The 12,157-nt window shown below is 55.8% G+C and carries 14 protein-coding genes; 9 read left to right on the forward strand and 5 right to left on the reverse strand.

Annotated features, from left to right (window positions below):
- Window positions 1–116: 116 nt before the first annotated feature.
- Genes BUC36_RS06990 through BUC36_RS18755 form a run of 4 tightly spaced genes read right to left on the reverse strand, consistent with a single transcriptional unit; the run spans window position 117 to window position 3,373 of the window.
- The gene (locus BUC36_RS06990; RefSeq protein ID WP_073273069.1) at window positions 117–1,223 is read right to left on the reverse strand and encodes an ABC transporter permease; all 1,107 of its coding nucleotides are present in this window, start codon (window positions 1,221–1,223) and stop codon (window positions 117–119) included.
- Window positions 1,220–2,176 (reverse strand): ABC transporter ATP-binding protein, encoded by a 957-nt coding sequence (locus BUC36_RS06995; protein WP_200797199.1) that lies wholly within the window; start codon window positions 2,174–2,176, stop codon window positions 1,220–1,222. Before BUC36_RS06995 ends, BUC36_RS06990 begins: the two co-directional genes overlap by 4 nt.
- Entirely contained in the window at window positions 2,166–3,128 is a 963-nt protein-coding gene (locus BUC36_RS07000; RefSeq protein WP_073273071.1) for an HlyD family secretion protein, read from the reverse strand. The genes BUC36_RS06995 and BUC36_RS07000 overlap by 11 nt, the downstream gene beginning before the upstream one ends.
- Window positions 3,129–3,178: 50 nt before the next feature.
- A complete protein-coding gene (locus BUC36_RS18755; protein WP_143186901.1) occupies window positions 3,179–3,373 on the reverse strand; it encodes a hypothetical protein in 195 nt (64 codons plus the stop codon).
- 357 nt (window positions 3,374–3,730) lie between these two features.
- Between BUC36_RS18755 and BUC36_RS19300 the strand changes: the two genes are divergently transcribed.
- From BUC36_RS19300 to BUC36_RS07045, 9 genes are all read left to right on the forward strand, one after another.
- Window positions 3,731–4,324 carry a LuxR C-terminal-related transcriptional regulator gene (locus tag BUC36_RS19300; protein WP_073273073.1) on the forward strand — a complete coding sequence of 198 codons (594 nt, stop codon included), beginning with the start codon at window positions 3,731–3,733 and terminating at the stop codon, window positions 4,322–4,324.
- Window positions 4,321–4,767 carry a CsgE family curli-type amyloid fiber assembly protein gene (locus BUC36_RS07010; protein ID WP_234994912.1) on the forward strand — a complete coding sequence of 149 codons (447 nt, stop codon included), beginning with the start codon at window positions 4,321–4,323 and terminating at the stop codon, window positions 4,765–4,767. Before BUC36_RS19300 ends, BUC36_RS07010 begins: the two co-directional genes overlap by 4 nt.
- Window positions 4,767–5,186 (forward strand): curli assembly protein CsgF, encoded by a 420-nt coding sequence (locus BUC36_RS07015; RefSeq protein ID WP_084535680.1) that lies wholly within the window; start codon window positions 4,767–4,769, stop codon window positions 5,184–5,186. Before BUC36_RS07010 ends, BUC36_RS07015 begins: the two co-directional genes overlap by 1 nt.
- Window positions 5,187–5,220: 34 nt before the next feature.
- Window positions 5,221–6,090 carry a CsgG/HfaB family protein gene (locus tag BUC36_RS07020; RefSeq protein ID WP_073273074.1) on the forward strand — a complete coding sequence of 290 codons (870 nt, stop codon included), beginning with the start codon at window positions 5,221–5,223 and terminating at the stop codon, window positions 6,088–6,090.
- 32 nt (window positions 6,091–6,122) lie between these two features.
- A complete protein-coding gene (locus BUC36_RS07025) occupies window positions 6,123–6,665 on the forward strand; it encodes a hypothetical protein (RefSeq protein ID WP_073273076.1) in 543 nt (180 codons plus the stop codon).
- Between the two features lie 35 nt (window positions 6,666–6,700).
- Entirely contained in the window at window positions 6,701–7,591 is an 891-nt protein-coding gene (locus tag BUC36_RS07030) for a hypothetical protein (RefSeq protein WP_143186902.1), read from the forward strand.
- Window positions 7,592–8,274: 683 nt separating this feature from the next.
- Entirely contained in the window at window positions 8,275–9,156 is an 882-nt protein-coding gene (locus tag BUC36_RS07035) for a hypothetical protein (RefSeq protein ID WP_073273080.1), read from the forward strand.
- A 156-nt stretch (window positions 9,157–9,312) separates the two neighbouring features.
- Window positions 9,313–10,194 carry a hypothetical protein gene (locus tag BUC36_RS07040; protein WP_073273082.1) on the forward strand — a complete coding sequence of 294 codons (882 nt, stop codon included), beginning with the start codon at window positions 9,313–9,315 and terminating at the stop codon, window positions 10,192–10,194.
- A gap of 532 nt (window positions 10,195–10,726) precedes the next feature.
- Window positions 10,727–11,605: a hypothetical protein gene (locus tag BUC36_RS07045; RefSeq protein WP_159435995.1), complete on the forward strand. Its 879-nt coding sequence runs from the start codon at window positions 10,727–10,729 to the stop codon at window positions 11,603–11,605.
- A gap of 72 nt (window positions 11,606–11,677) precedes the next feature.
- Here the strand turns inward: BUC36_RS07045 and greA are convergent, their stop codons facing one another.
- Complete coding sequence (gene greA, locus BUC36_RS07050) at window positions 11,678–12,154, reverse strand: transcription elongation factor GreA (protein ID WP_073273086.1); 477 nt, start codon at window positions 12,152–12,154, stop codon at window positions 11,678–11,680.
- Between the last annotated feature and the right edge of the window lie 3 nt (window positions 12,155–12,157).

Here is a 12,157-nt window from a genome sequence, read left to right on the forward strand (position 1 = left end):
TCCTGAAGTACGGCCGAATGCCGTCCATCCTAACAGCAGAAGGCAACACAATCGCCCATAAGTTCACACTTTGTTCGGGAAATAGCGACGCTAACGCCCCGCCAATTGAACAAAATTTAATCAAGCGTTTTGCGGAAACGGACGATCGCCAGCGTCATCATCACCAGGATAAATACCACCAGTGCCAGCCACTCCGGCCACAGATCGGAAAAGTCGGCACCGCGCAACATGATGCCGCGGATCAGCCGCAGGAAGTGAGTCAGCGGCAGGACTTCGGCCAGCCACTGGGCTGGAGCGGGCATACCATCGAATGGAAACATAAAACCCGACAGCAGAATCGAGGGCAGAAACACAAAGAACGTCATCTGCATGGCCTGGAACTGGGATTGGGCACGGGTGGAAATCAGCAGTCCCAAGCTCAGATTCGCGAGGATCAGCAGCATCGCCGACCAGTAGACATCCAGCACGCTGCCGCGGATTGGCACTTGGAACAAGAGCATCCCCAACAGCAGGATGAGGCTGGTCTGGATAAGACCGATGATCCCGTAGGGCAACACCTTGCCCAGCATTAGCTCGGCACGGCTGACTGGCGTGGCAATCAGCAACTCCATGTTGCCGCGCTCCCGTTCGCGCACTATCGCCACCGAGGTGAACATCACCATGGTCATGGTAAGAATGATGCCGATCAGGCCCGGCACGATGTTGATCGCGGAGACGCGCTGCGGATTATAGAAACTCACTACGCTGATGCGCGCCTGCGGTAACGGTACGGAAGACGCGCGCGGCTCTGCGGGCGTATAGGTCAGCGGCATCTGCGCCAGCTGAACGGCGGCGCTCTGCACGACGGTATCACTGCCGTCCACCAGCACCTGCACTACCTCCTCCCCGGTCGCCAGGCGGCGCTCGAAATCCTGCGGAATGACCACGCCGACACTGATCTCGCCGCGACGCAGCATCTCCATCAGCTGCTGGGGGCTCTGCGCACTGGCTACCGGCTCGATGACACCGGTGGCCAGCATATCCATCACCAGCTGGCGCGAGCCACTGGTCAGAGACTGATCGGCAATGGCCGTAGGCAGGTGGCGCAGGTTCAGGTTGATCGCATAGCCGAACAGGATCAGCTGCATGATCGGAATACCGACAATCATGGCCAGGGTGATGTGATCGCGGCGCAGCTGGCGCAGCTCCTTGATCACCACGGCCCAGAGACGCCGCCAGTTCACGGGGCCTCCGTCGCCAACTGATCCGCCGGGCGGTTGGTCGCGGCCACAAATACATCTTCGAGGCTGGGGGCAATGGGAGTGACCGTCGCGCTGACACCGGCGTCGGCAAAAGCTTGCTCGATACGCGCCCTGCAATCCCCGGATTCCTCACACAGTACACGCAGGCTGTTGCCTATCTGTGCGGCGCTGAGCACGCCCGGTACCTGCACCAGCACCCGCTTGGCCTGACGCGGCTGTTCGGCGCGCACTTCCAGGGTTCTGCCTGCCAGAGCGCCGGTCAGTTCCGCCGGACTGCCGTCGGCCACCAGGCGACCGCGATCGAGGATCGCCAGGCGGTGGCAGCGCTCGGCTTCATCCATATAGTGAGAGGAGACCAGGATAGTCGTGCCGGCGTCCGCCAGCTCAAACAGTTTTTCCCAGAAATCCCGGCGCGACTCCGGGTCCACCGCACTGGTGGGCTCATCGAGAAACAACAGTTCCGGCTTGTGGATGACACTGCCCGCCAGTGCCAGTCGCTGCTTTTGTCCGCCACTCATGGTCCCGGCCAACTGATCGGCGCGCCCTTCGAAGTGGTATTCGTGCAGCAGCTCGTCCACCCGCTGCTCCGCCTCGCGCCGCGGTAAATCCTGCACGGCGGCGAGAAATTCCAGGTTCTCTCGCAGCGTCAAATCGGCGAACAGAGAGAATTGCTGTGTCATATAGCCAATATGCCGCCGCAGCTCTTCCGCCTGTTCGGGAATACGCAAGCCGAGGACTTCAATTTCACCGGCAGTGGGGGTCAGCAGGCCGCAGAGCATACGAATACTGGTGGACTTGCCGGATCCATTGGGGCCCAGAAAGCCGTACACCTGACGGCGGGTCACCGTGAGATTGACATCGTCCACCGCGCGCAAACTGCCAAAGCACTTGGTCAGCCCGCGCGCGCGAATCGCAATATCGGACTCACCGGGCATCGGTAGTGCTCCCGCTAGCGGTGAACTCCGCGCGCAGAGGCAAACCCGCGGGCAGTTCGACCGCATCGCTACCGAGCTGAATTTCTGCCAGGTAACTGAGCCGTGCGACATCATCGCCGATAAGCGCGAAATAGGGCGTGAAACTTGGCTCACTGCGGACCAAACGCACCCGGCCACTAAATGGCTTCTCGATGCCCTCTATATAGAGCTGCGCCGGATCCCCCACCTGCACACCGGCTCGCAGCGGTTCGGGTATGTAAACGCGCGCATAGGGTGTGTCGCCGACGAGCATGATCGCCAGGGGCCCTCCCACTGGCGCCTCATCACCCAGCTTGAACGGCAAACTGTCCAGCAACCCGTTGCGCGGCGCCTGCACGGTGAGCTTTTGCAGCAGTACCGACTGAGCGTCGGCCTGTGCGCGGGCCTGCGCCAGCGATGCCTCACCCTGTACAATTTCCTCACTGCGGGTTCCGCGCTGTAGCTCCAGCAAGGCCGCCCGGTTCAAATCCACTTGCGCCGCAGCGGCGTCGGCCGTGGCCTTTGCGCGATCGATATCCGACTGCGAGATATAGTCCTTGTCTCCCAATTCCCGCAGTCGCTCGTAGTTGCGCCGGGCATCCTGCGCCTCGGCACGGGCCGCAGCGAGACTGGCCTCGGCTCGCTGAATCTCCTCGCTGCGCGGACCATTGTTCAGCTCTTCCAGGAAGGCTGTGAGCCGCGCCACCTCTGCCTCGCTCGCTGCCAGCTGCGCCTTGACATTACGGTCGTCCAGTTGCAACACGACCTGTCCGTCCCTCAGGCGCTCCCCCTCCCGCGCCCGGATTTCGACAATCTTTTCTGCCGCCGGGGCTGGCAACGCAATGCGGTCCCACTCGAGTGTGCCGAGAGCCTGCCGAGGTTTGGCCTGACAGGAACTCAACAGCGCGAACAGGACCAGCGCCACCAAATTCACAGCGCGCCGCTGTACAAATAAGCAAATTGCGTTCTGACGAAAATGACTTTTCAAGTGACTGGTTGGCTCCACTGGTATCTTAGCCCCAGAATTTTCAATTTTTTTCGCTTGTGACCGCAGATATCGAGGGCAAAAATAGTCATCAGAATTAGGAAAAGCTGGCCAACAATTACCACGCCAGCATGGCAAGTTAACCCCGCTTTGCCGTTACAATCAACAAAAAGCCGCTTTTCATCCTCATCCATGACGCTGCCTCATGCCAACTATTAGCGCTCATAGCAAGCTCGCCGAATCAATTTTAAAAACCTTTCCGACAACATAGACGAACTTTTTTGGACTACTTTATCAGGCTTGGCTTTTGAAAAATCTGACACATTTTTTTCCTGAAAATATGCAATCAGCGTCTACACTCCTGACGAACTTCTCACCCAATGAGTAATTGGGCCCACTTTCAGAAACCTCAACAAAAATGATTACTCCTGCCGCCCACGGGAATTGAAAAAATATGGTCATAAAGAGTTTATGCGATTCAGGATCGCGAAACGGAACTAGCCCCAAATACAGATTTGGATCTAGTCAACCAAAGGAGAGGTAAGAGGTATATGCCGGTTCTTTTTGTTAGCAATTCCGGCCTTCACGGAGAACTGCTGTTCACACTGATCTCAGAATCTCTTCCATTCAGCTGGGAGAGAGCCGAGCTAGGAAGACAGCGTCACTGCCTTCAGCAATATCAGGCCATCGTGATTGATTGCTGGCAAACAGGATTGAATTCAGATTCAACTCAGCTCAGCAACCAGCTTAAAGCCCTGGAACACCCCAAAATTCTACTGATCAACTTCCCCGCAGAATTGTCGAATCTCACCACAGAAAAATTAAAACAGAAGAGAATCCAGCTGCTTTGTGACACTACTGCGACTCAGGAGACCCTGATCAAAAGACTTGGCAATGCGATTCGCGGACCTGAAACAGAAAGTAGCTTGCACAACCCCAACAGCTTTCTGCTCACCAAGCGTGAGCAGGAGATTCTTACGCAACTAACGAGTGGCCAGCCGAACAGTGCTATCGCGTCAAAGCTTCACCTGAGCGAACACACGGTTAAGAACCACATGTACAACATCTTCAGGAAGATCGGCGTCAAAAATCGCCTGCAGGCGAGCAACTGGGCCAAGATGCACCTGCAAGCTGAGCGAATATGAAAACACTGTTACTTCTTTTCATATTGATGCCACCCCTGCTGCTCTCCGCACAGGAAGTCACCGAAGGGAAAGACGTTAACGGCGGCACCCTGGAGAGTGAAAGCGGCCGTCTCGAAGACGAAATTAGCGGCTTCAATATCGACCAGACCATCACCCGAACGGGACACGACTTTGCCCGCTACATGAGCGAGTACCGCAATCTGCACTACCCCGATAGTGGCTACAACCTGACCATCCGCGAGCGCCCATCGGCTCGCTGGGGAAACCTGATCTGGGTCACCTATAACAATGACGTCGTATTCAGACGGTTTATCAGTCCGAGTACCAACGATATCCAGCGTTTGGCGGAGGAGGCGTCACAACACATACATGAGATTGTGCTGCAGGAAAAAGTACGCAATGCACTAACCGACCATTACGACCTTGGCAAGGATGAATTCTGATGAAGCACTTGAAATTGGCGGGACTGACGTTTATCGCCCTTTCCCCCCTCTCCTCCGGGCTGGCATACGCCACCGAACTGATTTACGAACCCGTCAATCCGAATTTTGGCGGCAACCCACTGAATGGCACCTATTTGTTGAACAACGCTCAGGCACAGGACCGCCACAAGGATCCGGACCGCGAAGACCTCGTCTATGAGCAGCCCAGCGCACTCGATAGATTTACGGACTCCCTGGAAACGCGACTGTTGAATCAGCTGCTCACGGACGTAGGAAACGGTAACAGCGGTGAGCTGATTACTGACGACTTTATCGTACAGATCGTTGACAACGACGGGGTGTTAACCGTTCTGATCACTGATCGCAGCACCGGTGATAAAAGCGAAATCATCGTGAGCGGGCTCAATCCAACAAATTAACGTTTCCACGAGCGATCGTAGGAGAGAAATGGCAATGCGCATTGTAATAAAAAAGTTTGCTTTGCCCCTACTGGCAGTCATGTCCACATTAAGTGGCTGTTCGGCAGTGAAGACCACCGGTGACGCCCTGTTCGGCCCGGGAAGACAGGAGGCGCAACTCACCCCTCGCGACAGTACTTACCGCGATTTACTCAACCTTCCCACCCCCAAGGGCAAGATTCTGGCAGCCGTGTACAGCTTTCGAGACCAGACAGGGCAGTATAAGCCGGCACCGAACAGCAGCTTTTCGACGGCGGTCACCCAGGGCGGCGCCTCGATGTTAATGGATGTTCTGAATGAGTCCGGCTGGTTTATTCCCCTGGAGCGCGAGGGACTACAGAATCTGTTGACAGAACGGAAGATCATCCGCGCCGCTCTGGCCAAACCTGAAGCCCCGGCGAACAATAACGTGCCGCTGCCGTCACTGGTGGCCGCCAATATACTTCTCGAGGGAGGGATTGTCGCCTATGACACCAATATTCGCACCGGAGGAGCGGGAGCCCGATATTTCGGCATAGGTATCGATGACCAGTATCGTATTGACCAGGTGACCATCAATCTGAGAGCCATTGATATTCGCTCCGGCCGGGTACTGCATTCCGTACTGACATCAAAGACCGTCTATTCAAAAGCCATCAGCGCAGATGTTTACCGTTTTGTGAAATTTCGGCGACTGCTCGAAATGGAAGCGGGGACCACGACCAACGAGCCAGCACAGTTGGCGATGCTTTCGGCGATGGAATCAGCGGTTATTCATTTGATCAGCGAGGGGATTATCGAGAACTCCTGGGCACTGCAAAACCCGGATGACATCAACAGCCCCGTGTTGCAGTACTACCTGAACGAAAGCACCTACATCATGTAGACATTTTTTGTATCGCCAGTGGAAATCGCCCAATGAAAATCAAAGTGTTCACCCAAATGTCGCTGCTTGTCCTGGCGCTATTTGCTGTAGGACTGCGCAGTGCCTGGTGCGCCGATTTAGACGCTGGCTCGGAACTGACCGGCGCGAGCGAACTGGATTACCAAAACGCAATAGCCGCGGCCAATTTCGCCATCATTCTCCAGGAGGGCAGCGCCAATCACGTGAACGCCAGGCAGTTTGGAGTCCTCAATTACCTGTCCGTCCTGCAGGATGGAAATCACAATCTGCTGTCTGCCGTACAGTCCGGCGATGAGAACTCGGTGATTTCCCGTCAGAAGGGTGAAGACAACATCGCCGCCCTACTGCAGATCGGTTATGAGAATCTCATCCGTCTCGATCAGGTCGGATTTGCTCACCGGGCGGATGTAGCCCAGTTTGGCATGCAAAACTCAGCGCGGATAGGCCAAATAGGTGCCTATCACAATGTGAGTATCTATCAGAGCGGAAACGGCCTGCACACGGCAGTGACCCAGATGGGTACCGCCATCACTACCGTTGTGAACCAGTATGATTGATCCCACCCGTTGATTACTGGCACAGGACCGCTGCCGTGAAATTAATTTGTGCCGTGGCGTTGGCACTATTGCTGACGATGAATGGCGCTGCAGAGGCGCAGAGCAACAGCACCGAGCAATATCAGCGGGGAGTGGAGAATAGCACTACTGCCGATCGGATAATCCAGGACGCCGCGGACAGCAAAATCGTCCAGGAGCAGGAGGGGCAGCTCAACACCGCCAATGCCAGCCAGCAGGGCGAGCTGGATAGCAGCATAGCGCAGCTTCAGGACGGCGTATTAAATCAAGCGGACACGCTACAGCTCGGCGGGTCCAACAACCGCAGCACTATCTACCAGGTCGGCGCGCGCAACGAAGCCGCAAGTGTGCAATCGGTCGCGACCGACAATCGGCTGCTCACCCGGCAAACAGGTTTCAGCAACAGGGCGGAAATAAACCAGATCGTCAGCCTGGGTAGCCTTGCGGCAACTGAGCAGTATGGAGTTTCTCACAGTGCCGTTATCGACCAAGGCGGCAGCTATTATTCTGCGGCCTATATCAGCCAGGAAGGCACTGACAGCGATGCGCGGGTCGCACAATCCGGTGTAGGTCACAGTTCCACTACTGCCCAGGCTGGCGCCTTCCATCAGGCGAGAAGCGCGCAGTCTGGCTACAACCATGAGTCCGATTTGGCTCAGGATGGGTTCGCCAACCGTACGGGCGTCACCCAGGAGGACTGGTACAACCGAAGTGCGGTCACGCAGCACGGCTTCCTCAACAGGACGGCATTGATGCAGTCCGGCGTCCTGGGTATGGGGGGAAATCACACTGCGATTGTCAGCCAGTCCGGCGGTTTCAATACCATCGCAGTTATCCAGAATGGTTCTTCCGCGACTGCGATTATCACCCAAATCGGTAACGGTAATTCCGTATCCCTGGCACATTAGCAGCGAACGCTTCCACCCTGCTTAAAATCATCCCAGTTCAGCCCTATTCGACATCCAACCCGCGCACAGAGCCACCAGCCCTGCCCAATTCATTGCTGGTGCCGCAATGAATGACCTCCCTATATCCATCAGCGGAAAGTCTTGCGTTAGTGAATGCATCGATCCTAAATACCTATTTCTGCCTTGTATTAAAAATAAATAAATCGAACAAAAAACGAACTTTTTTCCTAGATTTTAGACACTTCCCTCCTATAGCGAACCGCCACCTCAACGACAACACTCAACTCACGAAACGGTTAAGTACCAAACAAAAACTTTTAAATTTGGCCGGGAGATTCATGCAATCTCGCTTTCTACTGCGGCTCGAAACTGCGACTTTTTCACGGCTGCACCGATAACAGCAGATCGACCGTAAATATGCCCCAGCGAACTAAGACGGAAAATTTTGCTCTGGGTAATCGGCACTGCCATGCGCAGGCCGCACCGACTTCCAGGTAGACAGCAAGACCGCCACAGTCATCAGAGCGCGAGAAATAACACGATAACTTACAGCGATGAATTTTACGTGCACTCTACAGACCGTAAGCCGCTGCAACCCAATATGGTGCTGGAGTCAGCGCCATTGTGATCAGTATGACGAGTACTGATTCATTCAACGTCGGACTTAAGTAAAGGAGCAACTCATGAAGACGTTTACCCCCATAGCCGCAGCAGTACTTCTCGCCACCAGCGGCAGCGTTTTCGCGGCGAATAACACGACTGTGCAAAACCAAAACGGTGTCGGCAACTTCCAGAGTTCCGTTCAGGCTGGTATCGGTGTGGACAACAACACCGTACTGCAGAGCCAGCTCGGATTCTTCAATGTTGAATCCGCCCTGCAAACCGCTGGTGAGGACTTAAGCACCATTCAGCAGACTCAGGTGGGCGCGGTCAACGTTGCCTCCTCCACCCAGGCTGCCGGCGCACTGAACAATGCCAGCATCACCCAGGTTGGAGCGGGCAACGTGGGTATCACCACGCAGGTAGCCTCGCTGCTCTCCAGCGCCAACATCCTGCAGTTGGGCTTCGTTAACGTTGGCCTGATCACCCAGACGCTGAGCCTGCTGGATACCGCCAGCATCACGCAAGTGGGCGCGGGGAATTTCGGCAACATCCTGCAGGCCTTCAGTGCCTTTAACACTGCAGATATCGTTCAGGGCGGCATTGGCAACAATGCCAACATTGCCCAGGTAGGTGCCGCCTTTAACGATGCAGATATCATCCAGGCAGGATTCTTCAACACCGGCAACATTGTCCAAGCAGGCCTTGGCAACTCCGCTCTGAAAGTACAATTGGGCGCGGGTAACGTAGGGGATATTGTCCAGGTCGGCTTCGGTCTCACGGCCACTGAAACCCAGATCGGCTTTGCCAACAACAGTCAGACCAACCAGTTTGGTCTCGGCCACATTTCTACCACTACCCAGGTGGGCGCGTTCAATACCCACGTCACAAACCAGGTAGGCGTAGGAGAAGTGGCCGTGGCCAACCAGAATGGATTTGGCAATGTTGGCTTCATTTCCCAATAAGCACATTGCATAAACGCACATCCGGGCGGTCCTGGTGGCCGTCCGATTAACTAAGCGCTGGAGCCTCTCCAGCTGGACCAGTCGACATTCGCGATGACGGCGCCCAGATTCCAGGGTCCGGTCGGTGAAGCCGTAAAGGAGCCCTCAGTGAAACTCATGTTCTCCATGGCGGCCGCATTTTTACTGGCGGCCAGCGGCCTGGCATTGGCGGCGACGAATACTGCCGAACTCGACCAGAACGGTGTCGGCAACTCCGCCTTTGCCGACCAGACTGACCCGAGCGCCATCGACAATTCCATCTCCCAGCAACAGACAGGCAACCTGCACCGGGCCGATGCGGTGCAGCGGAGCGAGATCGGGTCGACGATTTACCAGGTTCAGGAAGGTGACCTGAACAATGCCTACACGCTGCAGCAGGGTGGCGCTTACAACGAGGCCGGCACATACCAGGACGGAGCGTTCAACAGCGGCACCATTTACCAGCTCAGCAGCCACGACAGCGCAGCCTGGATAGTCCAGTCCGGCTTCGGCAACCAGGCACAGATCGCGCAGCTACTGGGCGCGGGCAATGTGGCCAGGATCGAACAGCGCGGTCAGGTTCACGAGGCCTTTATCGGCCAAAACGCCAGCTTCGACTCCGACGCATTTATCTATCAGCAGGGCACCGGCAATGAGGCGCAGGTTGCCCAGAGCGGCAGCGGGCACTTCTCGAATATCAGCCAGCACGGAAGTTTCAACCGCGCCCATACGAGCCAAACCGGTATGTATAACGAGGTAGACATACTGCAAAGTGGCTTCGCCAATAAAACCCATGTCGTGCAAGTGGACTGGGGCAGCAGCGCCAGAATCCACCAGGATGGTTTCGCCAACAATGCCAACGTCATGCAGTCCGGCACCTTCGGTTTCGGCGGCGGCCATTTGGCCATTATCAGTCAATCGGGCAGTCTCAACGATGCCACGGTAATCCAGAGCGGATTCTCCGAAAGCGCCATCATCACGCAATCCGGCAACGGCAATACCGCTATTGTCGTGCAGTAAACGCCCCGCCGGCGAAGCAGCGCTTATTCATTCACGCCGCCGGCGTCTTGGGAAAATCGCGGCTCTCCCTCCGCAACGCCGGACTTGCGCACTGGCCAGCGGCCAGCATTTGCACAAGCGCGCATCCGGCAGGATGCACCGGGTGACAAATCGCCGTCGGCGCAAATTCTCCCTTGAATCACTGACGGAAGCGGCTCCGGGAAAATAGAACTTTTTTCCTATAGCGACCGGATATTTTTACGACAAGACTCTCTTAAGCAATAAGGAAATGTCGATAAAGACTATTCAGACGAAACAAGGATGCCACCCGATATGACGCAACTTCTCCTGCCATTGTGCAAGGCCGCGGACTCACTCGAGTTCCGGCACTGCCACTGGCGGGAAAGATTTACAGCGGCAGTTACCAGCCTGGTATTGCTCCTTCGCTGTAAAGCCCAATGGTACTGGAACAGGTGCCATATCCAATCAGCATGACGATGCTGACCCTCTAACGTCAGATGCTCATTGTAGTTTTGTAGTAATGGAGACACTCATGAAGACGTTAACCCCGATTGCCGCAGCCCTACTGCTTGCCCTTAGTGGCGGCGCTTTTGCTGCGGGCAACACCGCCAATCTCTCGCAAACCGGTGATGGCCACGACGCCACCGTGGACCAGACCGGGCCGCTCACCCAGGACAACCTCGTCGATCAGGATCAGAGCGGTTTCTTTAACGATGCGCACGCCACCCAGTCAGCGACGCAGAATAGCGCGATCTTCCAGACCCAGAGCGATGCCTTTAATGACGCCTATGCCCTCCAGTACGGTGGCAGCCTGAATACGAGCGACACGACCCAGAGCGGTTACTTCAATGATGCGAAGTCGCTGCAGGTCTGGCAGCAGGGCAGCGTCGTCATAATCAACCAGACCGATATTGGCAACGATGCCTATGTGCTGCAGGCCTTCGGTTCTGGCAACAGTGCCGATATTGATCAATCCGGCTGGTTTAATGACGCGAAAGTGTTGCAAATTGTCGCTGCGGACAACTCCGCGACGATCAATCAGGCCGGCGGATTCAACGACGCCAAGGTAAGCCAGGTATTCAGCTTCGGGTCCACCGCACTGATCGATCAGGATGGCTTCGGTAACGATGCCCGGGCCAAACAGAGTGGCTTCGATCACGATTCGGTGATTATTCAAGATGGCTGGAAAAACGATGCCCTGACCGATCAGAGCGGCGTCGGCCATATGGCCAATATCATGCAGGATGGTTCGAGAAACTATGCCGGCATCGTCCAGTCCGGTTTCAACCATGTTGCCGGGGTGACTCAGATCGGGGCGAAAAACAGTGCCTATGTGAACCAGAGTGGCCTCAACGAAATGGCCGTGGTGAGCCAGATTGGCGACGGTAACAACGCGGTAGTCATGCAGTAAGCGATCCTGCGCAGACAGAAAAGGGCGACCCGCGGGCCGCCCTTTTTTGATGGTTCCGGTCAATCGTTGCGGTCAGAGGTGCTGTACTTGGTCGATCTCGTATTCAACCGCACCGGACGGCGTCTTCACCACGACTACGTCACCCACTTCCTTGCCAATCAGCGCACGGGCAATGGGTGAGTTAACGGAGATCTTTTGGTTTTTCACATCGGCTTCGTCGTCGCCAACGATCTTGTAGGTCACTTCCTCGTCGTTATCCATATGAATAATGGTCACGGTAGTGCCGAAAATGACTTTATCGCTGGGCGCAATAGATTTCACATCGATAACCTGCGCCAGTGACAGCTTGGCTTCGATCTCCTGAATACGCCCTTCAATAAAGCCCTGCTTTTCGCGCGCGGCGTGGTATTCGGCGTTTTCTTTCAGATCGCCGTGCTCACGCGCTTCGGCAATGGCCTGTACCACCGCCGGACGCTCGACCTTCTTCAGGTTTTCCAGCTCCGTACGCAGCGCCTCGGCGCCTTCTACAGTCATTGGTACCCGGTTCAAAGT

This window comes from Microbulbifer donghaiensis, assembly GCF_900129095.1.
Lineage (GTDB): Bacteria > Pseudomonadota > Gammaproteobacteria > Pseudomonadales > Cellvibrionaceae > Microbulbifer > Microbulbifer donghaiensis.

Coding starts and splice junctions, on each gene's coding strand:
- BUC36_RS07035 (WP_073273080.1), top strand. CDS start 8,275: ATGAAGACGTTTACCCCCATAGCCGCAGCAGTACTTCTCGCCACCAGC.
- BUC36_RS18755 (WP_143186901.1), bottom strand. CDS start 3,373: ATGGATGAGGATGAAAAGCGGCTTTTTGTTGATTGTAACGGCAAAGCG.
- BUC36_RS07010 (WP_234994912.1), top strand. CDS start 4,321: ATGAAAACACTGTTACTTCTTTTCATATTGATGCCACCCCTGCTGCTC.
- BUC36_RS19300 (WP_073273073.1), top strand. CDS start 3,731: ATGCCGGTTCTTTTTGTTAGCAATTCCGGCCTTCACGGAGAACTGCTG.
- BUC36_RS07040 (WP_073273082.1), top strand. CDS start 9,313: ATGTTCTCCATGGCGGCCGCATTTTTACTGGCGGCCAGCGGCCTGGCA.
- BUC36_RS07045 (WP_159435995.1), top strand. CDS start 10,727: ATGAAGACGTTAACCCCGATTGCCGCAGCCCTACTGCTTGCCCTTAGT.
- BUC36_RS07015 (WP_084535680.1), top strand. CDS start 4,767: ATGAAGCACTTGAAATTGGCGGGACTGACGTTTATCGCCCTTTCCCCC.
- BUC36_RS07020 (WP_073273074.1), top strand. CDS start 5,221: ATGCGCATTGTAATAAAAAAGTTTGCTTTGCCCCTACTGGCAGTCATG.
- BUC36_RS07025 (WP_073273076.1), top strand. CDS start 6,123: ATGAAAATCAAAGTGTTCACCCAAATGTCGCTGCTTGTCCTGGCGCTA.
- BUC36_RS06995 (WP_200797199.1), bottom strand. CDS start 2,176: ATGCCCGGTGAGTCCGATATTGCGATTCGCGCGCGCGGGCTGACCAAG.